A 23,181-nucleotide genomic window follows, 5' to 3' on the forward strand; every position below is an offset into this window, starting at 1 on the left:
GAAGGGCGTTCTTGCTATTCCAGCCTGCGAAATTCGCAGGCCAGCGCCCTCTTGGGGAAGTTTTGCATGAACACGACCGCCAACGCCAACCTGTTTTCCCGCCTGTTCGACACGCTCGACGATCCGAACCGGCTCGCGATCGAGATGCTCGACGGCACGCGTATCAGCTATGGCGATCTGATCGCCCGCGCCGGCCAGATCGCGAACGTGCTGGTGTCGCGCGGCGTCAAGCCCGGCGACCGCGTCGCAGCCCAGACCGAAAAGTCCGTGCCGGCGCTGGTACTCTATCTCGCAACCGTACGCGCAGGCGCGGTCTATTTGCCGCTCAACACCGCCTATACGCTGAACGAGCTCGACTACTTCATCTCCGACGCCGAGCCCGCGCTGGTCGTCTGCGATCCGTCCAAGGCCGAGGGCATCGGCGCCATCGCGGCGAAGGTGAAGGCAAAGGTCGAAACGCTTGGGCCCGACGGCAAGGGGTCACTGACGGACGCCGCCGCCAAGGCCGATGCCGCCTTCGCGACGGTCGTCCGCGGCAATGACGATCTGGCTGCCATTCTCTACACCTCGGGCACCACCGGCCGCTCCAAGGGAGCGATGCTGACGCACGACAATCTGGCGTCGAACTCCTACAGCCTGGTCGACTATTGGCGCTTCACCGACAAGGACGTGCTGATCCACGCGCTGCCGATCTATCACACCCACGGCCTGTTCGTGGCGAGCAACGTTACGCTGTTCGCCCGCGCCTCGATGATCTTCCTGCCGAAATTCGATCCTGAAATGATCATCAAGCTGATGGCGCGCGCCACCGTGCTGATGGGCGTGCCGACCTTCTACACGCGGCTGTTGCAGAGCCCGGCGCTGTCGAAGGAATCGACCAGCCACATGCGGCTGTTCATTTCGGGTTCCGCGCCGCTGCTCGCCGACACCCATCGCGAATGGGCCGCGCGCACCGGCCACGCCGTGCTGGAACGCTACGGCATGACCGAAACCAACATGAACACCTCCAACCCCTATGATGGCGAGCGCGTTCCCGGCGCCGTCGGCCATCCCCTGCCCGGCGTTTCCGTCCGCGTCACTGATCCCGAGACCGGCCAGGAGCTCGCGCGCGACGAGATCGGCATGATCGAGGTGAAAGGCCCGAATGTGTTCAAGGGCTACTGGCGGATGCCGGAGAAGACAAAAGCCGAATTTCGCGACGACGGCTTCTTCATCACCGGCGACCTCGGCAAGATCGACGCCAAGGGCTACGTGCACATCCTGGGCCGCGGCAAGGATCTGGTGATTTCAGGCGGCTTCAACGTCTACCCCAAGGAAATCGAGAGCGAGATCGACGCCATGCCGGGCGTGATCGAATCCGCCGTGATCGGCGTGCCGCATGCCGATTTCGGCGAAGGCGTCACCGCGGTGCTGGTCTGCAACAAGGGCGCAGACGTCACCGAGGCGGGCGTGCTGAAGGCGCTCGACGGAAGACTTGCCAAATTCAAGATGCCGAAGCGCGTCTTCGTCGTCGACGAATTGCCGCGCAACGCCATGGGCAAGGTGCAGAAGAACATTTTGCGGGATACGTATAAGGATATCTATACGTAGAGATAGGCGCGCGGCGGCTTCGGGGGCAGAGATGGATGAAGACCAGGCGGCCGAGATCGTCGAATACTTGCTCACAGCAGCCCGCGAACTTGAAGAAGCGAGGGCGGCTGCGGACATTCTTGCAGACCATGATAAGGATGCCGCCTCGGTCAGGGATCTCGTCATCAAGCTCAATTCGGAGCTGCTGCAAACGATGTTTCAGCGCTTTCCCGATTTGCTTCCGTTTGACGAGTTTCCCGCCATTAGCAGCTCGCTGCGATGGAACCAGGTCCGACTTCCGCCATCCGTATCAGAGACGCAGGTCGATCAGATCATCTTCTCGGTCGTTGCGCCTAGCTGGCATAAAATGGCGCGCATCATCTGGGATGCCGTACAACAAGGCCAAGAACACGGCCTCGGCGTTACGGACGAAATGTTCGCTGCCCGCATTCACGCCTTGGTTGAAGCCGGCCGCCTCGAAAAACAGGGCGATGTCCGCAAATGGCGACATAGCGAGGTGCGATTGAAGGCTGAAGGGACGGCGACCCGTCCTAACTGACGTGCAGCTGCTACTGGCCGTTCAGAAGACTGACCACGAACCTGCCACCGACGATGAACAGGTACGTCCCGAACGCCATTTCAAGCGCGCGTTTCGACAGGGCATGCGCCGCCTTCACCCCGAGCGGCGCCGTAATAAGCGTGGTCGGCATCACCAGCAGGGCTCCGATCAACGACACATAGCCGAACGCGAACGGCACCTGCAGCGCGGCCACATCGGGAAAGCGCGCGGCGGCGGGCCAGCCGGCATAGACATAGCCGATCGCGCCGGGGATCGAGATCAACACCGCCAGCGCCGACGAGGTCGCGACCGCCTGGTGGATCGGCCGGCCGTAGAACGTCATCAGCAAATTCGCGAACAGGCCTCCGCCGATCCCCATCAAGGTCGACAATAGCCCGACGAAGAAGCCGTAGACGCGCATCAGAAAACCCTTCGGAACGTCGTCGCCGAACTTCCAGGTTTCCCGCGCCAGTAACAGCCGCGCCGCCGCCGACCACGCCACCATCACGAACACGATCTTGAACAGGCGCTCCGGCGCGAAACGTGCGGTGACGCTGCCGGCGATCACGCCGATCACAATCGGCAGCCACCAGCGCTTGAGGATTTCCATGTCGACCGCGCCCCTGTTGTAATGGGCGCGAAACGAGGAGAGCGAGGTCGGGATGATGATCGCAAGCGAGGTGCCGATACAGAGCGGCATCCGCACCTCGAGCGGCACGCCGGCGAGCCGGAAGCATTCGTAAAACACCGGCACCAGGATGGCGCCGCCGCCGATGCCGAACAATCCGGCCAGAAAACCCGACAGTGCGCCGACCGCAATCAGCAGCAGGGCGAGTTCGATGAGCTCCTTCGGATCGAGGCCGGCCGCCATGTCCTAAGCATCCCACGTTAGCGCCTGTGACCCGCGCATCTGTACGGCCGCTGGCAGACCGCGATGGCGATCGCCAGAGAGACATAGCTGCTTCTGAAATGCGGGAGTATCCATTATCTCTCGCAGGCACCGGTGCTATCGGCACTGTCGCGCGGATGCACCTGGCAGTGCGGCGCTTCGCCGGCGGCAGAAAAGCGGGCCGCAGAAACCGCATATCCGGTCGGCTCTGGATGAATAGCCTCGATGGTCGCCACCGCCGCGAAGGAGGCGCTGGCATCGCCCTCGTGGCTGGCCGAGCCGATCTGGCCCGCCTGCCACCTGCTGGAGCGATTGCTCGCCTGTTACGAGCCGATGCCCGCCCGCTGCGCTCCTCCATGAACAGAATACTCATTCAATTCTTCGGCTAGGCCAACGTCCGTGGTATACCAAGCCGCTGAATAGTCGCGTTTCGTAGCTCTATAGCAATGAACGATGATTTCATTCCAAGCGATTTGATCGTTGCGCGGACTGACTCGACTCCGTAAATAGAATTCGTCTACCGCGTTCCCCGATGGGCCCGGCCGCGGTCCCATACAACGTAAAAAAGCCGCCGAATGACCGCCAGGATCGAACGACCGCTATCGCCCCATTTGCAGACCTATCGCGTCACCCTGACGATGGCGCTTTCCGTCGTCCACCGCGCCACCGGGATTGCGCTCTATTTCGGCACGCTGCTGCTCGCCTGGTGGCTGATTGCAGCGGCGTCCGGCCCCGGGGCGTATGCCAATGTCCAGGCCTTCACCGGCAGCATCATCGGTAAGCTGATCGTGTTCGGCTACACTTGGGCACTGCTGCACCATCTGGTCAGCGGTATCCGCTACTTCTTCTGGGACCTCGGCTACGGCTTCAAGGCCAACGAGCGCGAGGCCCTCACCTGGGGCGCGCTGATCGCGGGCATTTCGCTGACTGTCCTGGTCTGGATCATCGCCTACACGGTCGGAGGCGGACGATGAGCCGCCCCTCCTCGATGCGCACGCCGCTCGGCCGCGTCCGCAATCTCGGTTCCTCACATTCCGGCACCACCGATTTCTGGCGCCAGCGCCTCACGGCGGTGGCGATGACGCTGCTGATCGTGCCCGTCATCGTGATCGTGCTGATGCTCATCGGCCGCAATCAGGCCGGCGCGGCGCAAATCCTCGGCTCGCTTCCGATCGCCATCATCCTGGTCCTCTTCATCATCGCCAGCGCCTGGCACATGAAGATCGGCATGCAGATCATCATCGAGGACTATGTGCACAACGAGACGCTGAAGCTCGCCAGCGTAATGGCCAATAATTTCTTTTGTATCGCGGTCGCCTTGGCGTCGATCTACGCGATCGTCAAATTGTCATCGGGAGTGTAGCCCATGGCTGCTGAAGGTAACGGCAAGGCCACGAGCGGCAGTGGCCCGGCCAGCAACGGAAAAGCCTATCCGATCGAGGACCACACCTACGACGTCGTGGTCGTCGGCGCCGGCGGCGCGGGCCTGCGCGCCGTGGTCGGTTGCAGCGAGGCTGGCCTGCGTACCGCCTGTATTACAAAAGTGTTCCCGACGCGCTCGCATACGGTCGCGGCCCAAGGCGGCATATCGGCTTCGCTCGGCAATATGCATCAGGACGACTGGCGCTGGCACATGTACGACACCGTCAAGGGGTCGGACTGGCTCGGCGACCAGGACGCGATCGAATACATGGTGCGCAACGCGCCGGAAGCCGTCTACGAGCTGGAGCATTGGGGCGTGCCGTTCTCGCGCACCGAGGACGGCAAGATCTACCAGCGTCCGTTCGGCGGCATGACGATGGACTACGGTAAGGGCCAGGCGCAGCGCACCTGCGCCGCCGCCGACCGCACCGGTCACGCCATGCTGCACACGATGTACGGCCAGGCGCTGCGCCACTCGGCCGAGTTCTATATCGAGTTCTTCGCCATCGATCTGATCATGGACGACCAGGGCGTCTGCCGCGGCGTCATCGCGCTCAAGCTCGACGACGGCACGTTGCACCGCTTCCGCGCCCAGACCACGATTCTCGCCACCGGCGGCTACGGCCGCGCCTATGCCTCCTGCACCTCGGCGCATACCTGCACCGGCGACGGCGGCGGCATGGTACTGCGCGCCGGCCTGCCGTTGCAGGACATGGAGTTCGTCCAGTTCCACCCGACCGGGATTTACGGCGCCGGCTGTCTCGTCACCGAGGGCGCGCGCGGTGAAGGCGGCTATCTCGTCAATTCCGAGGGCGAGCGCTTCATGGAGCGCTATGCGCCCTCCGCCAAGGACCTCGCCTCCCGCGACGTGGTCTCGCGCTCGATGACCATCGAGATTCGCGAAGGCCGCGGCGTCGGCAAGAAGAAAGACCACATCTACCTGCACCTCGATCATCTCGATCCGAAGGTGCTGCAGGAACGGCTGCCCGGCATTTCCGAATCGGCGAAGATCTTCGCCAATGTCGACGTCACCCGTGAGCCGATTCCGATCGTGCCGACCGTGCACTACAACATGGGCGGCATTCCCACCAATTATCACGCCGAAGTCCTGACCAAGAAGGACGGCGACGACAATGCCGTGGTGCCGGGCCTGATGGCGATCGGCGAAGCGGCCTGCGTGTCCGTGCACGGCGCCAACCGGCTCGGCTCCAACTCGCTGATCGACCTCGTCGTGTTCGGCCGCGCTGCTGCGCTGCGGCTCGCGGAAAAGCTGACGCCGAACGGCAAGCAGCCCGAACTGCCGAAGGATTCCGCCGACATGGCGCTCGGACGGCTCGATCATTACCGCCATGCTTCCGGCGGCACGCCGACCGCGAAGCTGCGGGACAGCATGCAGCACGTGATGCAGAACAATTGCGCGGTGTTCCGCACCGGCGAAATCCTTCACGAAGGCCAGAACCTGATTCACAAGGTGCATGGCGGCATCGGCGACATCGCGACCACCGACCGCTCCCTGGTGTGGAATTCCGACCTGATCGAGACGCTCGAATTCGATAATCTGATCGTGCAGGCGGTGGTCACCATGGATTCGGCGGCGAACCGCACCGAAAGCCGCGGCGCCCATGCGCGCGAGGACTTTGCCGAGCGCGACGACAAGAACTGGATGAAGCACACGCTGGCCTGGATCGATCCGAACGGCAAGACCGTGATCGATTACCGCCCGGTGCACGACTACACGATGACGAACGACGTCCAGTACATCCCGCCGAAGGCGCGGGTGTATTGATGACGACAGCGAAGGCTTGCAAGCATGGCTGAATTCACGCTTCCGAAAAATTCGAAAATCACCGGCGGCAAGGCCTGGCCGAAGCCGGCCGGCGCGACCGAGACGCGCGAGTTCCGGGTCTATCGCTGGAATCCGGACGACGGCAAGAACCCGAGCGTCGACACCTATCATGTCGACATCAACGATTGCGGGCCGATGGTGCTCGACGGCCTGATCTGGATCAAGAACAACATCGACCCGACGCTGACCTTCCGCCGCTCCTGCCGCGAAGGCGTCTGCGGCTCCTGCGCCATGAACATCGACGGCCAGAACACGCTGGCCTGCACCAAGTCGATGCACGACGTGGCCGCAGGTGGCGCGGTGAAAGTCAATCCGCTGCCGCATCAGCCGGTCGTGAAGGACCTGGTGCCCGACCTGACGAACTTCTACGCGCAATATGCCTCGATCGAACCGTGGCTGAAAACCACGACGCCGACGCCGCAGAAGGAATGGAAGCAAAGCCACGAGGACCGCGAAAAGCTCGACGGCCTTTACGAGTGCATCCTGTGCGCCTGCTGCTCGACTTCCTGCCCGAGCTACTGGTGGAACAGCGAACGCTTCCTCGGGCCCGCCGCGCTGCTGCAGGCGACGCGCTGGGTGAAGGATTCCCGCGATGAGGCCACCGGCGAACGGCTCGACAACCTCGAAGACCCGTTCCGGCTCTACCGCTGCCACACCATCATGAACTGCGCCAAGGCCTGCCCGAAGGGCCTGAACCCGTCGGAAGCCATCGCCGAACTCAAGCTGAAGATGGTCGAGCGCCAGATCTAGGCGTGATGCCGTAGATCCTACGGGTTGTCTGGGGACAATATAGTTCGTCTTGGACAAAATAGTTCTTCCTAGACAATAATGTTCCTTCAAGATGAGACCGCGCGTCACCAATTCGGTAGTATGACACCGTCGAGGCCCAGGGTCCTTCTGATGAGACCCGCCAAGGCGGGCGACCGTCAGATAGCACCTTACGCAAGAGGGAGGGTAATCCGTTCGTTATGATGTGATCACGAGGGCCGACCCTTTGCGCAGCCATAACAAGTTCAAGCCAGCAATCGAGAGCCAATTCGCCGAAATCCATAGAGGCGTTCTGGAGAAGCCCGTCGGCAAGCGGCGCGATCAACTCGACGACGCCTGGTTCAAAGGTCCCCAAGGCCCGCAAGCTCTATTCGCAGGGCGAATCTTGTCCTTCGACGAACGTGCGGGCCTCGTGTGGGGCCAGCTCATGGCCGATGGCAAAGCCAAGGGGCGTCCGCGCAGCGGCCTGGACACCATCATCGCCGCCATCGCCCAGGCCAACGACTGCATCGTCGTCACGGACAACGAGCGCGATTTCGCAGGCATCGAGATCGTCAATCCGCTGCGTGGGTCTGCCCCCGCTGACGAGACGCGGAGGGACTGACAGGCATGGCGAGCGCGGGCGATATAGAGACCTTTAATCTGGACAGCCGTCAGCTCGCCCGGATCGAATCTGTTCATCGGGGCTTTCTCTACCAACATCTCTATGCCGCGTCCTGCCTGTTTCAGGCTGCCAACGCCGGCGTGACCCACGTCGTGGTCGAAAATGACGAAGATGTGGAGTTGGTGCTCTCCGACAAACGCATCTACGCGCAGATTAAAACACGCAGCTCTCATCTCATTTTTGGCGACATCGAGGGCGCTCTTTCGCGGTTCGATGCGATTCGGACCGAGCATGCGGATGGTCGACGAAGCGGAACGGCCGCGTTCGCCATCATCTCAAACAGCGCCCCAGGTCCGGAACTATCTGATCGCCTTAGGCACAAAGTCTGGCCGGCTGACGTCGCCTTGCTTTGGCCCGGCAATAGATCCTCGAATGAGCATGCGCTGCCCGCGCCATGGAGCAGCGTCTCCGATGGCTTCACCGCCTGCCGCGCAGCAGCGAGCACTTTGCCGTTTTCAATTTTGGCACCGGAAACGCTTGTCTGGAAACTCGCGGGCAGGATCATGGCCGCCGCAGCGGGGATCGAGCCGAATCCCAACCACACGTTCGTCGTGCAGGACCTTCCGGCGCTTTTTGAGCAATTGGTGGTTCAACTGCAGGACTTTCCGGCTCCGCCCCTTCGATACCGACCCCAGGACAAAGAACCGCCGCTCGTCACCTCGCATCGAGTGCGACTGGTCACCGGCTTCTCCGGAGCCGGCAAAACCTCTTGGGTCTCGCAGACAGCCCTGCACACAAGCGACAGGCTTGCCTACTACGACGTCGCTGACATCTCGGGGCCGGCCTTGGCCAGCTCAGTCGCCCGCGAACTCGCGGCGCGCCTCTTTGGGAAAACCGGCGGCAAATTAGGCGAGATTCTGTTGCCCGGAGCGACGGGGACGGAGATCCTCTTCGCTATCGGGCGCCACCTTGCGGAAAACGGGCTCACTGCGACCCTGGTGCTGGACAACGCACATCGCGTACCTGCCACCGACTTGGTTTCGCTCATCGAAGCCTCGTCCCACCTCCATTTCGTTTTGCTGGCGCAGCCCAACGCTGCGGTAGCTCGCATCGAGGCGACACTGGGCGTTCAAGCGGAACCGCTTCTCGGCTGGACCAATGAAACCGCGGCCGCCGAAGGCTCATCGCTCGGGTGCCGGGGTGACTATGCGACCTATGTGCGCCTGCTCAAGCTTACGAGTGGACTGCCGCTCTATATGCAGAACGCGCTGAAGATCGCGACCAACAATTATGATGGAGAGGTCATTCGGCTCTGCAACGCGCTCGAGGAGCGGACGCACATCGTCGAGACCGCTCAGGAACTGATCCTCGCCGAGGTGTTCGAGGGTTATAGTGACGATGAGCGCTGGGTCGTCGCTGCGCTCAGTCTCAGTGATGTTCCTCTCAGTCAGTCCGAAGCCAGCGACGTTCTGAATGCGACGTTCGCGCTTGAGAAACCCGCCGCGGCCGCCGCTTTCCGACGATTGCGCCTGACCGGAGCGATACAGATTTTCGGCGTGGATCGCTTCAAAGTCCACGACGCTATGAGGCCGCTGGGTCGCGTTCATCTCGATAGCTGCGGAGCGGAGACCGTGAAGAAAGCGCAGGGAGCGATCCGCGATCTGCTCATGACGGCGCTCCCCAGAAATCATGATCGTCAGCGCGTCTTCCTGCTGCTCCGCATGTTCGTCGCGCTGGGCAACATCAAACCGCTCGTCGAAATGGCGACGGACGAAATCTTCCATGAGCTGGGCTATATGGAAGAGATCACCGAGTACCTCAATCAAGTTGCGGCATCAGACGAGGTCCCGGCAGAGGACCGCTTTTGGGCCCTAGACGGGCTCGTCTTTGCGCACTTCAAGGTAGGAGACGACGCCGACATCCGTGCCAAGCTCGATCGCATGGACGAGCTGGTTCGCCGGAATGATCTCGGACTATCAGAACGTCTCGCCGTCGGCATGAAGCGCATGGTCTTTGCCGCCCGTGCCAAGGATGTTGTCGCCGTCAAGGCGACGATGAACGAATTGAGCCGCGTTCTGCCGCAAACCCCGCAGCACCTTCGCGTGGCGAAGTACAACTACGCACACGCGCTTTTCGAGCTAGGAATCATGGACGATTGCGTCACCGCGACGCTCGACCTGATCGTTGAATACTATGACCTGCTTGACCTCAGGCTCGGCGATGTGATGGGAAACAATCCTGACAAGATTTTCCCGCTGCTGAAGGGCGATCAGAGCCATACCGACGATCTCAAGCATCTGGCCGATGCCCTCGACCTGCAAGCGAAAGCGATCAAGGCAATGGGGAAGCATCCCGGCCTTGCTCATGTCCATGCGCTAAAATTCTATTCGATGGCGCATTCGTTGGATTCATTTGTCAGAGTCGGCCAGGAGTTGGTTGACGACTTCGTAGGACGACATGACTACATCGGCGCGCGGGACGTCATCGAGCGAAACCTGATGCCTACCATCCTCGGTCTGAAGCTGGCGGGTCGCGTCATTCCCGTCCGCAGTCAGTATGCTGTGGTTCTTGCTTACTGCGGCGCCTTCGAGGAGGCCGAGGCCGAGATGGCCCGCCTACTGCCCTACGAAAGCGGGCTCGATCCACGCGGCCAGAAGGAGCTGCAGGATCAGCGCGCCCTAATCGCAGAGTTGAAACTGAATCCGCCGCCGCCGCAGTGGCAGATGCCGGCTCAGCTCCGCGACCAGATCAATCGAAATCGAGGCGAGCTGCCTCAGCCTTGAGCATCCCATCGCCCCGCTAGGAGGCGATCCACCGGCGCAAGTAGTAGTCGACTTCCGACCTGCTTTTACAGTGATACGTTTTGCGGATCATCTTCCTCAGCGTCTCGCCGCCAGGTCCCATCCGTTCTTCCCCTTGCGCAAGGTCAACGGCGTCCAGTTCCGCCTGGGAAAATCCTTCCATCGGCATCGGATTCACTGTCCAGATCTCGTTGAGGCCCGCAACAGCTCCGTTCGAAAACTCGATGCGCCTCAGCAGTCTTGGAAGACGGCTCTCCAGTCCATACAGCCGAGCGGCTCCCAGCTTTGTGCTCACACGGACATCCACGATTGGTTTCCGCCGATAGAACGTGACGTCCGCTGGCTGCCCCGACGTCGACAACATCGTCAGCGTGTGTGTCAGCATTCCTTCGCGAGAGCCAAAATGCTCCTCTAGGCGCTTCATCGCCTCTTGCGGGGTAATATCGACGCTCAACGGTAGAACCTCATGCACCTCGGATACGCTAGGTCTCTCGCAATGCTGTTCGTGCAAACATTGGCTGTACGGCTTTTTCCCTTTTGGCGTAGTCTATTCCACAAACTCTATTGTGGAAGTGTCCGCGCCGCCAAGTGATCTAACTAAACGGCGGGGCCGCGAGGATGTTCTGCCCCTGGACAATGACGTTGCACCATCGCCTAGCCCGCGTCACAGCATTGTAAAGCAGCCGTCGCTTGTGCTCGACATCGCCGCCCACCTGATACGGCCATATGATCACGACGCCGTCGAACTCGCGGTTCTTGGCTTGCTGCACCGTCAATGCAGTAAACAGGTGCGTGGCGTTACCACCATGCTGTCGGCGAAGCGCTACGTTCCGGGCGATCACCGCCTCGATGTCCGCTCGGACAAACTCGGCCCGTCCCAAAGCATGGATTTGGTTTTCAACCCATAAGATTGCCGCGCGCACCGGCCCAGAGGGCGGAAGCGCACGAAGCGCGGCGAGAGCAGCCATGCCGGCCGAATTCGCACCGAGTTGCAGGCCACCGATGATGACCTGCGTCTCATCGCGGTCCGTTCCCTCCCAATGGATCGAATACGGACCGTTTCCCTGCTGCCCACACGGACCCTGACCGACACGGGCCACAACATTCTGAGCGAATCCACCCTGCAAAGCAGGGGTGATCACCGCGACGTTGCCGCCCTGGCGCCACGCGATGGCATTGGCGAGCAAGGTCGCGGCAAGTGGGACGCTCACGCCCGGCTGCAAGATTCGGAACCCTTGTCCGTTGACCGGCGCCTGTCCTCCGCGGATAGCCGTCGCCGCCGCGAGAAGCCCTCCGACATTGGTCCGACGCACCTGGACAAGCGTCTCAGGCTCTGCCGCGCCTTGCATCCATGCCACGAGCGGATTCGGACGAAGCGCCTGGTCGAGACACTGGAATTCGTCGGCCGCAATAAGCGTGCGCGTCGCGGCCGACAGCGCGGCCAACATTCGCAACCGTTGAGGCCTTAGGTCTTGGCCCTCGTCGACCAACACGATCGGGAAGCTCGCAGCCGTCCAACTCCGGACCTGCGCCTGCTCGAGAAGCATTCCTGCGGCATCGCAGACCGCATCAAATTCACCCTCGCTCCGCACCGGAATACCGAGCGCTGTGGCAAGTCCACGCCAGCGCCGATAGATCCGCCAGGCAAAGCTATCGACCGTGCAACATTCCACCCGCCCGAGGAGTCCGGGTACGGCGCGAAGCCGGTCGGCTAACCGACGACGAGCCCCGTGCATGAAGGTCAGCGCGAGAACGCGCTGCCCATCCATCAACGGGTGCGCGGCCAACGTTTCGGATAACATCTCCATCAGCCGAAACGTCTTCCCACATCCAGCGGCGCCTTCGACCGCGCGCACAGTCACGGTTGAAACACCTTCACAGTCGGGTTCGCCGCGTCAGCGGCAAACAACGGGTTGGCAATCCCCTTCGCGACGTCGGTGATCGCATTGAGAAGCGATCGAGCGCGCGCGCAGCAGACGTCGTTCGCTCCGATTGCGCCTGCGATGATCTCGTAAGAGGACGTGTCCTTCTTCAGGCCATGGGTCGCTCGAACGTCGCTTTTCAGCCTCGTGACTAGGTCGGCGACGGTTGCCGCCGGTTGATCGAGATGGATCGCAGCGAGACAAGCGTTCGCATCCGCCTCGATGATCCACCCAACGATGTCCTCCAGCATTTGTCCGTTCGGCCACCGGAAGATCACGCCCGAGTTCGGCGCACCTGCAGCGACAAGCTCGGCGGTATAGCCGACACCCTCGGCATCTCCATCGACTATCGCGAGCACACGAGGGTGCAGCGCCGCGACGGCATCGACTGTTCTGACCACCGCACCGTCGTGCGTCGGGATCACGCCGATGAAGGAGTCGAACCGGCACTCGTCCGCTGCCGCCCAGGTTTGGTGAAGATCGACCGCGCGGACCAACAGCCCCAACCATTCGTAGTCGGTGCGTCCCTCGGGAACCAAGACGAACTCGTGCATCACGGCGGCGATTGTCTCGACGCGGTTGACCTGAAACAGCTTTCGAACGCTGTTCGGCGTCGCAGCGGGCAAAGTTGACGTGAGCAACGAGACCGATATCAGCGCTCCATTCTCATTGCGCAGCACCGCGACACCTTTGGGATCGGCAAGAGCCGCCACCATTGGCGAATGCGTCGAAACGAACGTCTGTCGCGAAAGAGCCTGGATGCGGTGAACGAGGCGTCGCTGCAACGGCGGCGGCACATGCAATTCCGGCTCCTCCAGCGCCATCCAGAAACCTTCGTGCGACTCGGCTCGCATCCGGCCGAACTGCAGGAGCAGAAGAAGGTGCTGGAGCGACAGCAGGCCGCTCCCGTGCCGCCGCGCGGGGAGAGGAAGATTGCCGCCCTCATGGGCGTAGTGCGAGACAACCGACTCGAGGAGCCCGTCGCTATCTGTCGCCGTGACTCGAAGATGAAGGGTCGGCGCGGTGCGGAAGAAGCCGCGCAATTCCTGATTCAGCCGATCAACGATAGGCGCCAGGCGCTCGTCCTGCTCCAGGCTCGCCTGCGGCGCCCGCAACCTGTCCCGCTCGGTCAGAACCGATTCAGAAGGCTGGCCGTCGCCGGCTGCGATGACCCTGCGGAAAAGCTCTGACCCGAAGGATACCGTCCGGTCCCACGTCCTTGCGGCTGGTACGAGGAAAAACCCGATGTCGCGTATCAGCCGCGCCGAAAAGGCTGTGGCGCTCTCCTCTGCGAAAACGTCACCGACGGCATCGTCGTCGTGAAAATAGCGAAGCGTCTCCACTTCGAGCGACGGTCGATGGAATCGAGCGGCAAAGGCGACTTGGCACGCGAGCTGCCACGCCGGATCGTTTCGCGCCGGCATCACCGTGCCGTCCGCCGAATTCCACCATTTGACGATCCCGCGGTCCTCGCGAAACCAGTCCATGTGCTGTGCCGGATCGTCGCCCTCGAAGCCGATCACCGTCGCGACAAGCCGAATGCGATCCGCGGGCTGCGGGTTGCTGCCGTAGAAATCATGCTCAGTGAGTTGGCGGATCATCCGGTCTCGACCGAACAACAGCGCCAGCGCCTCAATGACAGTAGTCTTGCCGCAGTTGTTGGGACCAACGAGTACGGTGTGAGGCGAAAAGCGGACTACACCTTCACGGATGCCGCGGAAATTTTCGATTTCTAATTTTGCAATCTGCACGACACCCCCCAGAACAAATTCTTCTAAGTCAAATGCACCCCATCGGACAGGGATGGACTTGCGTTCTCCCGCCTTCGGCGCGAGCGCTCGTTCGTCAACATTACGATTAACACAAGCTGTTCGATCAGAACCCCCCGGTATTCGTTAGCAAATCGGCGCTGCCTTTGAGGGGAAAGCCTTCCCCTCCGGCCGAGCCTTTGGTCTCGGCCGACCCCGTCTGCGGACCGTCTGCGGGGAGACCCCGCAACGCCCCCTAGAGTGAGAGCGCGGACCCTCAGCTCACCGATGAGCAGCGTGCAAGCTTGATCGACGTCGCAGCCAAGTGCCCGGTCCAACGCATTCTGGAGGGCTCTCCCTCGATCAGGACGAGCTCACATGGCGATCAGGAGGCCGGAAATCGTGAGATTCAACGGCAAGGGCTATTGGGATGCGACGAGGCCGTGGATACCGGAAGGATACGCGCCACTCGGAAGGTCCGCGGCCTGATTTCGCGGCCGACAAACCGCGCCCTCATTTTTTGGAATGTCGTGTTGATCCGGGTTCGTCGAGATCAATCGAGTTTCGGATTATTGTGTTGGAGTGTGACCGATCGCGTTCCGGCTTTGTGCCCTCAGACCCAGGGGGCACACCACTTGACCAATTGTCGGCTCGTATCAACATTGAATCATCAATGTCGGAGCCTGAACATGAAGGTGGCATTTCAGAAGTGGGGCAGCAGCCTGGCACTGCGAGTGCCAAAAGCATTCGCCGATGAAATCGGTGCCAGCGACGGCAAGGCCGCCGAAATGACCGTGAGCGATGGCAAACTGGTGATCGAGATCGCGCGGTCGCCGCTAAGGCGTCGCTATACCCTCGACAAGCTGGTTGCCGGTATATCGCCGGATAACCGTCATGAAGAGATCGATTGGGGGCCACCTGTCGGCAACGAAGTCTGACAACAGGGTCGGGACGAAACGTTTGAAGTCGAGGGCGCTCACGTGATCGCCCGAGCTTTGGACAATACGAGATTGAAGGTGACAAATTTGGCGACGCCATTAACAGGTATAGATCGGCGAAGACGCGCGGCAATATTGGCGAAAGCCATGTTAGTCTTCGGATCCAAGCAGCAAGCCGCACAATGGCTGGAACGTCCCGCCGTCGGCCTGGACCAGCACAAACCGATTGATCTGTTGGCGACGCCGGCTGGCGTTAAGCTGGTGGAAGATTACCTGGTTCGAATTGAGCACGGCGTCCATACGTGACGCAGCCACGTTGTCCTCCGAATTGGGCTTGGCCCAAAATCTCAGGCGATGCGAGGCGCGCATCATGTGATGCATGATACGGCACTGCGCGCCAAGACATCGATCGGTCAAAATGGAATGGCAAGGAAGCCCACAACCGATTTGAGAACGCCGATGCAAGAGCCGCCGCTGGATCCCCTTGCGACTCGTATGCCCGCTTAGCATTATGTTTGCGGCAACGATTCTCTTGCGCACGGACCGTCCTTCAAATGCCTGCGTGACAAGATCCTCGACAAATGCGCTGGAGTCTGCCTGCAACGAAGAACCGTTTTGCTGCTTCGATCTCCGCTGGCTGTGCACCAGTCGACCGAAGCGCCCTCAGATAGTCCGATTAAGGCAGCTCCCAGCGGCGTCAACACTGAAACCGCATCTGGTGTGGTATGTATCTCGCCTGGAAAGACGAGGACTATTTGGCTGTTCGTGCCGGTGAGATTGTCGTGCACATCCACGCATGAGTGGACGGCCACAACATTCGTTGGGAGCTGGTCGTCTGGGACAATGGTGGCGCGGTGAACCTCCCTTAATAGATTTGAGGCGGCCGGCGACACGCGCCTATCCGCCAGTGCGGAGGTCGCGACAGCGACCAGTCTTTCTTGATCGGTCTCCGAAATCGTAACTGGCGGCAGTTTCACCGAGGGTTCATGGTATTGAGTAGTGTGGTCGGCATTCATCACAACCTCCTTGGGTTGTAGCCGGTCATATCCGGTCACGAGATTGAGAAACGATGCTCCTCTCGGCTGCACGGTGAGAACCAGCAGCGAGAGCCTCGCGCTTGAATGCGCTCATTTCTTCCGCGAGGTCCTCCAATAGTTGGTGTTGTTCGGCCTGGCCGATCTTGCCGCTTGCCAACTTGCGATAGCGATCAAGGTTCGACCGGCTGAAGAACCTTGCCATTCCTGGTGCAGACTTTTTCAAGCTAATACGCTTTATACCCGATCTCGTCATTACCCTCTCGCTCCCGCGGAGTTGGGCGGCTTCGTCTGCGTGCCACACGACATTGCTACAGGCCCGCCCCAACTCAATTGCTGCAGGCCGGTCCCAACTCGTTTTATCCGTCGAAACATGCTGCGCACAAACGAAAACTATTAGCGCTTCAATGCAACGCCATTGCATGCTCATGATCCTTTACGCGCGCCATAGACTTGCGTGCGCTTTCCTGCGTGATTCGACGGCTGCGCGGCCGCGAAGTCGCCAAGCGCCTGCGTGCAGAAACCAGCTCAGAGGCAGCGCATGTCATCCTGATTACCGATTCATGGCGCGGACACGACCCGCATTCCTGGCGGGGACACGACCCGCAACCGGATTGGAAGCACACGGCCTGATTGTCGCCGCGAATGTCGTCATTGACTTTCCGCAGCGAATGCCTAAGTCTTGCATCATCATGTTGAGCTTTGCGACATTTCGTCGAGGCCTGTGTCACGCAGGCAATCTGATCGCGGGCATTTAGCCCCGAGCTCAGTGGGCGCCGTCGTACCCCGAGCTCGGGGACCATCACACCAAGCTGACTGTAGCGGGTCGCCACTTTGGTGGTCGGCCGCCCAGTAGCCGATACGGCGCATTCTTCAGAAAGCTTGTTCACCCGCTCCGGGCCGCACAGCGGTGCTGGCGCGTATCTGAAATCCAAGAGCCGCCGGACTAAATCCGCTGCGGAGGAGGTGCGCTATGAACGGCAGATCGGACGAAACGCTCTCCAAAAATCCAAGGACGGACGCACAGCCGCCTCGAACCAATTTTCGGCTCGTTTCGCGTGAGGAGCGACAGCCAGAGCCGATGCGGCCGGGAGAGACCGCTCGGAAACTCCAGGGACCCCGAGCCAATCAAGCAAGCCGGCGTCACTGGGGCGACAACGATGACGATCCGGGTCCGACCGCTGCCTGAACGGCAGATTTCGAACAGGAATAGGAGACGATCATGACAACACAACGCAAGGCGTTAGCCGTTAGCGGTGAGATCAAGCCGCGCATAACGCTCACGGCCAAGGATTACGAAAGAATTTCGCGACTCGCGCGAGCGGCAGCGATCAGGATGCCGGAGCTAGTGTCGGTCCTTACCGAGGAGCTCGAGCGGGCGCACGTTCTTGCAGACGGCCTGTCAGCTCAGACCGTGTGCATGGGTAGCGAAGTCGAGTTCCGTGATGACACGACGGGAAAGGTCCAGACCGTGATGCTCGTCTACCCGGGCGATGCGGACATTTCGCAGGCAAGGATATCCGTTCTCACCCCCGTCGGGGCCGCGCTGATCGGCCTCAGCGCCGAAGATTCCATCACCTGGGAAACACGGACCGGAGAACTTCGGCAATTGACCGTCCTCAATGTCCGCGAGCCCCCGCTTGCCTGAGGCTCGCGGCAATGGTTGCCGGAGTGAATCAGCTCTTCTAACCGCTCACAAGCCGGAGTTTCTCAACACAATCGACGCAAAGCAGACTTGCATGCGGTCGCTTCTGACCGAGGCGAACCGAGCCAATTTTCGACTTTTGGGATAACTCGGTGATCTTATTCTAGGATGAAAAAATAAGTGAGAGGACGTGACGGGCGATGGTTGTTTCTTCGCTTGTGCGAATTACGCGAACTTCGACGGAACTAGAATCGAGGCTTACAAGATCGGCACCGTCGTCGTTTGCTTTTGGATCGAGTTCGAGACCCAGCCAATGGAGCCTTGTGCAGATCATGGCGCGCACTTTCGCAGCGTGTTCGCCGATGCCCCCGGTGAACACAAGACACTCAATGCCCCCCAGTGTGAAGGCCATGCCGCAAACGGTTTTCGCCACTTCGAACGTAAAGAGTTCGATGGCCTCGGCTGCTCGCGGATCGCTGCTCGACAGAAGCGAACGCATGTCGCCAGAGATGCCCGAGACACCCAGTAAGCCCGACTTGTGATAGAGAAGTTGTTCTAAATCGTCCGTCGACATGCCCCGCTCGCGCTGAAGATAAAGCAGGATGCCGGGGTCGATTGCCCCGCAGCGGGTGCCCATCATCAGCCCATCGAGCGGGGTGAAGCCCATAGTCGTATCGACGCTCTGGCCGCCACGCATTGCACACAGGCTTGCGCCGCTGCCGAGATGTGCAACAACGGTGCGTTTGCTGACTAGGACCGGCGAGATTTCCTGAAGTTTTCCCGCAATGAATTCGTAGGAAAGCCCATGGAAACCGTAGCGACGAATACCGCTTGCCTCGTAGTTGCGGGGGATCGCGAAGCGGCTAACCGGAGGGGAAAGGGAAGCGTGAAAGGCCGTATCGAAGCATCCGATCTGCATCAGTTCTGGACGTAACGAGATCAATGTCCTGGCAGGCGACAGGCATGCTTCCTGATGCAGCGGAGCCATCGGTGTCAAGCGGGCGAGTTCGTCGATCGTCTCTCGGGTCAACCGGGTCGGGGCAACAAAAAGCGGGCCGCCGTGCACTATGCGATGTCCCACAGCAGATAGGCCGCCGCTTCCCGTATTCTGCTCTGTCCAACCCAGGATATCTTTCAGAATATCTTCCTGCTTCCTAGGTGAGGTCCAGCAGAGGTCCAGGACTACCTTGTCATGCATGTCCTTGACTGTCAGATATGGCTTATCGTTGATGTTCTCGACTTCACCTGCGAACAGGTGCCTGGGTTCGGCGCCGGCAGTAGCGAACAGACCAAACTTGATGCTCGAAGATCCGGCATTCAGGACGAGTATTGCTTTTGACATCGCTTTCATCCGCGGCAGCTAACAAGATTGGTGAAGCGAACGCGTTAGTCGCCGACTTCAGCAGCCGTCTTGTACGGCCAGCTCCACGCTCGAATCTCGGGCATGTCCTCGCCGTGTTCACGCACATAACGGGTGTGTTCGAGCAGCTTGTCGCGAAACTGCTGCTTGACGTGTGCATTGGCCACCGCAAGGTCAGGGACGCGGTCGACGGCATCGATAGCAAGATGGTATCGGTCGAGCCTGTTGAGAACGACCATGTCGAACGGCGTCGTGGTCGTCCCTTCCTCCTGGAACCCATGAACATGCATCTCGGAGTGGTTGGTGCGGTTATAGGTGAGACGGTGGATCAGGTAGGGATAGCCGTGATAGGCAAAGATCACCGGCTTGTCCCGCGTAAATATGCCGTCGAAATCGCTATCGCTAATTCCATGCGGATGCTGATCTTTTGGCTGAAGTGTCATGAGGTCGACGACGTTGACCACACGAATCTTGAGGTCTGGCAGCGCCTTTCGGAGAAGGTCGACCGCGGCAAGCGTTTCCAACGTCGGGACGTCGCCGGCGCAGGCCATCACGACGTCGGGCTCCGCACCGATCGCCTCGCTGCCGGCCCACCTCCATATGCCGATGCCGGCGTCGCAATGAGTCGCTGCTTCCTGCATGGTCAACCATTGCGGTGAAGGCTGCTTGCCTGCAACGATGACGTTGATGCGGTCGTAGGTTCGCAGGCAATGGTCGGTGATCCAGAGTAGTGTGTTAACGTCAGGCGCGAAATATACGCGGACGATGTCGGCCTTCTTGTTGACGACGAGATCAACGAAGCCGGGATCTTGATGACTGAATCCGTTGTGGTCCTGACGCCAAACGTGCGAGGTCAACAGGTAGTTGAGCGAAGCGATCGGCCTCCGCCACGGCAGACTTCGCGAGACTTTCAACCATTTTGCATGCTGGTTGAACATCGAATCGACGATGTGGACGAAAGCTTCGTAGCAACTGAAAAAGCCGTGCCGCCCGGTGAGCAGGTAACCCTCGAGCCAGCCCTGGCAGAGGTGCTCGCTGAGAACTTCCATAACGCGGCCGTCCTGACCGAGGTGGACATCGTAGGGTTCGATGGATTCCATCCAGATCCGCTCAGTGACCTCGAACACTGCATCAAGCCGATTTGACGCCGTCTCGTCCGGCCCCATGATCCTGAAGTTCCGGGCCTCTTCGTTGAGCCTCACCACATCCCGCAGGAATTCGCCCATTACGCGTGTTGCTTCGCCCATGGTACCGCCAGCATGCGGTACCTCGATGGCGTAATCGCGATAATCCGGCAACTTGAGTTCGCGCTTCAGAAGTCCCCCATTGGCGTGAGGGTTGGCACCCATACGCCGCTCGCCTTTTGGCGTCAGTTCCTGCAATTCCGGCCGCAGACTTCCGGCTTCGTCAAAGAGTGTCTCGGGTCCATAACTGCGCATCCATCGCTCAAGCAATGCCAGATGATCGGGATTACCGCGCGGGTCTGCGATCGGGACTTGGTGCGCGCGCCAGAAACCTTCGACCTTGAGGCCGTCAACTTCTTTCGGGCCTGTCCATCCCTTGGGACTGCGCAGCACGATCATTGGCCAGGCCGGCCGCGGTCCAATTGCATTACCTTCACGCGCAGTCTTCTGAATCGTGCGAATGCGGTCAAACGCCGTTTCCAGCGAGTCAGCCATCAACCGATGCATCTCTCGTGGATCGTCGCCCTCAACGAAAAGCAATTCGTGCCCGTATCCAAGGAAAAGGTGCTTGATCTCCTCGTCGCTCATTCGGCCAAGGATCGTGGGGTTGGCAATCTTGTACCCGTTCAGGTGAAGGATCGGCAGAACGGCCCCGTCATGCGTCGGGTTCAGGAACTTATTGGAATGCCAGGATGCAGCAAGCGGTCCCGTCTCGGACTCCCCGTCGCCGACCACGCAGGCAGCGATGAGGTCTGGATTGTCAAAGACGGCGCCATACGCATGCACTAGCGCATAGCCCAGCTCGCCACCCTCGTTGATCGAACCTGGCGTTTCCGGAGCCGCATGGCTCGGAATTCCGCCTGGGAATGAAAATTGCCTGAAGAGCTTCCGCATACCGTCGGCGTCGCGGGAAATGTCTGGATAGATCTCGCTATAGGTGCCTTCAAGATAGGTGTTGGCGATCATCCCGGGCCCGCCATGACCTGGTCCGCATATGTAAATTACATTCAGATCACGCCTGCGAATTGCGCAGTTGAGATGCGCGTAGATAAAATTAAGACCGGGCGTTGTCCCCCAGTGACCCAGCAATCGCGGCTTGATGTGCTCCGGGCGAAGCGGCTCTCGGAGCAATGGATTGCCGAGAAGATAGATCTGACCGACCGACAGATAATTTGCCGCACGCCAATATCGGTCGAGCAGGCTGTATTCCTTCGCGTTTTCGTCCGAAAGAGGAGCGTGTGTGGCAGTTTCTGGCATAAGTCAGCTCCGTTTATGCGGTGAAGTTAGGGAACTGAACGCATGAGCGGGCCGAATGGCCACATCGAGCCGACCAAAAAGTGGCCTCGGTATCTCCATCGTGCGCTCGACGAGATCTCTCCATATGCCCTTCAAACGCGCCACTTTATCTACCACGTCCGGTCATGGCGGACCTCAAAACGAACTTCCGCAGCGCTTTGGCGAAGCCTTCGTTCTCGTTGCTGTCCGTCACCACGCTCGCGTGCGCCTTCACCTCGTCGCTGGAATTGCCCATAGCAATGGAAAAACCGCCTTTACGAAACATGAATACGTCATTCGGCATGTCCCCAATCGTCGCAATCTGGACAGGTCGAACATCGAAAAATTTGGATAAGGTGGTCACGACTGTTCCCTTGTTAGCCTTTGGGTGAGTCACATCAAGATAGTAGGACTGCGAGCGCGCCGCGCTTGCAGTCCTACCCAGAATGCGTTGAGCCGCTTTTTCGCAATCGGCCACCAGGTCAAGATCATCGGAGACACCGACTATCTTCACCGCCTGAGCTAAATGTTCGTCGGTGAAGGACGCTACGACTTTCGCGTCGAACTTTACCGTCGACGTCTCGCGCGCAACATGAGGCGCATTCTTGAAGCGGATGAACCAGTCATCCGCAGTGTAGATCCAAGCATCAAGATCGCGGTCGAGCATCAATTCGAGGGCCTGTCTGGCGGTCGCGAGATCAAGCGTGTGGCTCTCGATGACAGAGAGATCGGGATTAACGAACACGCCGCCGTTGAAGCCGGCGATAGCTCCCTGCAGATTGAGTGGCTCGATAAGCATGCTCATGCCGCGTGGAGGGCGGCCGCTGGTGATGGCAAGCGCAAGGCCGGCGTCATGCAGTTCCGCTGCTGCTGCCTTTGTCGCTTCGGTGAGAACCTTGTCGCGGGTAACCAGTGTCCCGTCAACGTCGGCCAACAGGAGACGGATGTCGCGCTGCCTGTTCACAGCATCTGCTCCGACGGCGTCGGGCCAAGTTCGAAACGCTCGTATCTGTCTAGAGGAGATCGTTTGGTCTGCTGGAAAAACATGGCAGCGGGCTCCATTAGTGCTGAGGTTGCGCGCGTGATCACAAAGCGCGCTAAAGCGCATCAGCCGTCCAAGTAATCAGCTCGGTTCCGATGCTGTCGAATGCGTTATTGAGGGCAGCGACCCCAGAAAGCGGATCGACCTTGTCGAGCTTTCTGCTTTGCAGGAACACGCGAGACGCGACCAAGCGCTCATTTTTGGTGAGAATCCGTGCTGAAAATCCGATCACGGCGGACGCATCCGGATCGCCCTTGATTTGGAAACTTCTGATATCGATGAGAAGCTGGTAATCCGCGTCAAGACCATCCATTGAACGCAGTGGTGCATGCGCAATGTCGTAGTCTTCGAAGCTCTGGAGGATAGCCCTCGATCGTTAGCGACGTCTGTTCACTGCGACTCCGACGACTCCGACCAATTTCAAGTCACGGCAATCAGCTGTGTTTCGCTTTTTGTATAAGTCTCACATGATGCCTCCGTAACCGCAACTTCACGCAGAGACACGGACGGCCTTTTCGATTGATCACCGCACACTTTCGCCGCTGCGCGTCACGTCAGCGAGGATCTGACAATCC

The 23,181-nt window shown here is 60.1% G+C and carries 20 protein-coding genes and 1 pseudogene; 11 read left to right on the forward strand and 10 right to left on the reverse strand.

Annotation, left to right across the window (positions count from 1 at the left end):
- Positions 1-66 precede the first annotated feature (66 nt).
- Positions 67-1,590 carry a malonate--CoA ligase gene (locus V1277_RS13525; protein ID WP_334416563.1) on the forward strand — a complete coding sequence of 508 codons (1,524 nt, stop codon included), beginning with the start codon at positions 67-69 and terminating at the stop codon, positions 1,588-1,590.
- A 31-nt stretch (positions 1,591-1,621) separates the two neighbouring features.
- Positions 1,622-2,128, forward strand: a complete 507-nt coding sequence (locus tag V1277_RS13530) for a DUF3658 domain-containing protein (RefSeq protein ID WP_334416564.1) — start codon at positions 1,622-1,624, stop codon at positions 2,126-2,128.
- Between the two features lie 10 nt (positions 2,129-2,138).
- Here V1277_RS13530 and V1277_RS13535 read toward each other — a convergent pair whose 3' ends face one another.
- Positions 2,139-2,999, reverse strand: coding sequence for a sulfite exporter TauE/SafE family protein (locus V1277_RS13535; protein ID WP_334416565.1), 861 nt, complete (start codon positions 2,997-2,999; stop codon positions 2,139-2,141).
- A 593-nt stretch (positions 3,000-3,592) separates the two neighbouring features.
- On the opposite strand from V1277_RS13535, the gene sdhC reads away from it, so the two are divergent.
- From sdhC to V1277_RS13565, 6 genes are all read left to right on the forward strand, one after another.
- Positions 3,593-3,991 (forward strand): succinate dehydrogenase, cytochrome b556 subunit, encoded by a 399-nt coding sequence (gene sdhC, locus V1277_RS13540; RefSeq protein ID WP_334379755.1) that lies wholly within the window; start codon positions 3,593-3,595, stop codon positions 3,989-3,991.
- 14 nt (positions 3,992-4,005) lie between these two features.
- Positions 4,006-4,380 carry a succinate dehydrogenase, hydrophobic membrane anchor protein gene (gene sdhD / locus V1277_RS13545; RefSeq protein ID WP_065744792.1) on the forward strand — a complete coding sequence of 125 codons (375 nt, stop codon included), beginning with the start codon at positions 4,006-4,008 and terminating at the stop codon, positions 4,378-4,380.
- 3 nt (positions 4,381-4,383) lie between these two features.
- A complete protein-coding gene (gene sdhA / locus V1277_RS13550) occupies positions 4,384-6,225 on the forward strand; it encodes a succinate dehydrogenase flavoprotein subunit (RefSeq protein ID WP_334416566.1) in 1,842 nt (613 codons plus the stop codon).
- Positions 6,226-6,249: 24 nt separating this feature from the next.
- The gene (locus V1277_RS13555; RefSeq protein WP_028348437.1) at positions 6,250-7,035 is read left to right on the forward strand and encodes a succinate dehydrogenase iron-sulfur subunit; all 786 of its coding nucleotides are present in this window, start codon (positions 6,250-6,252) and stop codon (positions 7,033-7,035) included.
- 244 nt (positions 7,036-7,279) lie between these two features.
- On the forward strand, positions 7,280-7,657 hold the full coding sequence (locus V1277_RS13560) for a PIN domain-containing protein (RefSeq protein WP_334416567.1): 378 nt from the start codon (positions 7,280-7,282) through the stop codon (positions 7,655-7,657).
- A 5-nt stretch (positions 7,658-7,662) separates the two neighbouring features.
- On the forward strand, positions 7,663-10,440 hold the full coding sequence (locus V1277_RS13565; RefSeq protein ID WP_334416569.1) for an ATP-binding protein: 2,778 nt from the start codon (positions 7,663-7,665) through the stop codon (positions 10,438-10,440).
- Between the two features lie 16 nt (positions 10,441-10,456).
- Here V1277_RS13565 and V1277_RS13570 read toward each other — a convergent pair whose 3' ends face one another.
- From V1277_RS13570 to V1277_RS13580, 3 genes are all read right to left on the reverse strand, one after another.
- Complete coding sequence (locus V1277_RS13570; RefSeq protein ID WP_334416570.1) at positions 10,457-10,912, reverse strand: hypothetical protein; 456 nt, start codon at positions 10,910-10,912, stop codon at positions 10,457-10,459.
- Positions 10,913-11,051: 139 nt separating this feature from the next.
- Entirely contained in the window at positions 11,052-12,320 is a 1,269-nt protein-coding gene (locus tag V1277_RS13575) for an ATP-dependent helicase (protein ID WP_334416571.1), read from the reverse strand.
- Positions 12,317-14,131, reverse strand: coding sequence for an ATP-dependent nuclease (locus tag V1277_RS13580; RefSeq protein ID WP_334416572.1), 1,815 nt, complete (start codon positions 14,129-14,131; stop codon positions 12,317-12,319). Before V1277_RS13580 ends, V1277_RS13575 begins: the two co-directional genes overlap by 4 nt.
- Positions 14,132-14,817: 686 nt before the next feature.
- Here V1277_RS13580 and V1277_RS13585 point away from each other — a divergent pair.
- Complete coding sequence (locus tag V1277_RS13585) at positions 14,818-15,066, forward strand: AbrB/MazE/SpoVT family DNA-binding domain-containing protein (protein ID WP_334416573.1); 249 nt, start codon at positions 14,818-14,820, stop codon at positions 15,064-15,066.
- Between the two features lie 126 nt (positions 15,067-15,192).
- Positions 15,193-15,372, forward strand: a pseudogene (locus tag V1277_RS13590) (antitoxin Xre/MbcA/ParS toxin-binding domain-containing protein); the annotation flags it as partial.
- A gap of 203 nt (positions 15,373-15,575) precedes the next feature.
- Here V1277_RS13590 and V1277_RS34985 read toward each other — a convergent pair.
- Positions 15,576-16,082 (reverse strand): GreA/GreB family elongation factor, encoded by a 507-nt coding sequence (locus V1277_RS34985; protein ID WP_442894482.1) that lies wholly within the window; start codon positions 16,080-16,082, stop codon positions 15,576-15,578.
- A gap of 25 nt (positions 16,083-16,107) precedes the next feature.
- A complete protein-coding gene (locus tag V1277_RS13595) occupies positions 16,108-16,356 on the reverse strand; it encodes a hypothetical protein (protein WP_334416574.1) in 249 nt (82 codons plus the stop codon).
- Between the two features lie 966 nt (positions 16,357-17,322).
- Here V1277_RS13595 and rnk point away from each other — a divergent pair.
- Positions 17,323-17,748: a nucleoside diphosphate kinase regulator gene (rnk, locus tag V1277_RS13600; RefSeq protein WP_334416576.1), complete on the forward strand. Its 426-nt coding sequence runs from the start codon at positions 17,323-17,325 to the stop codon at positions 17,746-17,748.
- Between the two features lie 160 nt (positions 17,749-17,908).
- Here rnk and V1277_RS13605 read toward each other — a convergent pair whose 3' ends face one another.
- From V1277_RS13605 to V1277_RS13620, 4 genes are all read right to left on the reverse strand, one after another.
- Positions 17,909-19,087, reverse strand: a complete 1,179-nt coding sequence (locus V1277_RS13605) for an acetate/propionate family kinase (RefSeq protein WP_334416578.1) — start codon at positions 19,085-19,087, stop codon at positions 17,909-17,911.
- 44 nt (positions 19,088-19,131) lie between these two features.
- Positions 19,132-21,546 (reverse strand): phosphoketolase family protein, encoded by a 2,415-nt coding sequence (locus V1277_RS13610; RefSeq protein WP_334416579.1) that lies wholly within the window; start codon positions 21,544-21,546, stop codon positions 19,132-19,134.
- Positions 21,547-21,691: 145 nt separating this feature from the next.
- Positions 21,692-22,528, reverse strand: coding sequence for a Cof-type HAD-IIB family hydrolase (locus V1277_RS13615; protein ID WP_334416580.1), 837 nt, complete (start codon positions 22,526-22,528; stop codon positions 21,692-21,694).
- Between the two features lie 133 nt (positions 22,529-22,661).
- A complete protein-coding gene (locus tag V1277_RS13620; RefSeq protein WP_334416581.1) occupies positions 22,662-22,919 on the reverse strand; it encodes an ABC-type transport auxiliary lipoprotein family protein in 258 nt (85 codons plus the stop codon).
- Positions 22,920-23,181 lie beyond the last annotated feature (262 nt).

The organism is Bradyrhizobium sp. AZCC 1588 (assembly GCF_036924735.1).
GTDB lineage: Bacteria > Pseudomonadota > Alphaproteobacteria > Rhizobiales > Xanthobacteraceae > Bradyrhizobium.

What these genes read in the sequence shown, in the direction of transcription:
- V1277_RS13530 (WP_334416564.1), top strand. Translation starts at nt 1,622, where the DNA reads ATGGATGAAGACCAGGCGGCCGAGATCGTCGAATACTTGCTCACAGCA.
- rnk (WP_334416576.1), top strand. Translation starts at nt 17,323, where the DNA reads ATGACAACACAACGCAAGGCGTTAGCCGTTAGCGGTGAGATCAAGCCG.
- V1277_RS13610 (WP_334416579.1), bottom strand. Translation starts at nt 21,546, where the DNA reads ATGCCAGAAACTGCCACACACGCTCCTCTTTCGGACGAAAACGCGAAG.
- sdhD (WP_065744792.1), top strand. Translation starts at nt 4,006, where the DNA reads ATGCGCACGCCGCTCGGCCGCGTCCGCAATCTCGGTTCCTCACATTCC.
- V1277_RS13525 (WP_334416563.1), top strand. Translation starts at nt 67, where the DNA reads ATGAACACGACCGCCAACGCCAACCTGTTTTCCCGCCTGTTCGACACG.
- V1277_RS13605 (WP_334416578.1), bottom strand. Translation starts at nt 19,087, where the DNA reads ATGTCAAAAGCAATACTCGTCCTGAATGCCGGATCTTCGAGCATCAAG.
- V1277_RS13620 (WP_334416581.1), bottom strand. Translation starts at nt 22,919, where the DNA reads ATGGATGGTCTTGACGCGGATTACCAGCTTCTCATCGATATCAGAAGT.
- V1277_RS13595 (WP_334416574.1), bottom strand. Translation starts at nt 16,356, where the DNA reads ATGACGAGATCGGGTATAAAGCGTATTAGCTTGAAAAAGTCTGCACCA.
- V1277_RS13535 (WP_334416565.1), bottom strand. Translation starts at nt 2,999, where the DNA reads ATGGCGGCCGGCCTCGATCCGAAGGAGCTCATCGAACTCGCCCTGCTG.
- V1277_RS13585 (WP_334416573.1), top strand. Translation starts at nt 14,818, where the DNA reads ATGAAGGTGGCATTTCAGAAGTGGGGCAGCAGCCTGGCACTGCGAGTG.
- V1277_RS13555 (WP_028348437.1), top strand. Translation starts at nt 6,250, where the DNA reads ATGGCTGAATTCACGCTTCCGAAAAATTCGAAAATCACCGGCGGCAAG.
- sdhC (WP_334379755.1), top strand. Translation starts at nt 3,593, where the DNA reads ATGACCGCCAGGATCGAACGACCGCTATCGCCCCATTTGCAGACCTAT.
- V1277_RS34985 (WP_442894482.1), bottom strand. Translation starts at nt 16,082, where the DNA reads ATGAATGCCGACCACACTACTCAATACCATGAACCCTCGGTGAAACTG.
- sdhA (WP_334416566.1), top strand. Translation starts at nt 4,384, where the DNA reads ATGGCTGCTGAAGGTAACGGCAAGGCCACGAGCGGCAGTGGCCCGGCC.
- V1277_RS13565 (WP_334416569.1), top strand. Translation starts at nt 7,663, where the DNA reads ATGGCGAGCGCGGGCGATATAGAGACCTTTAATCTGGACAGCCGTCAG.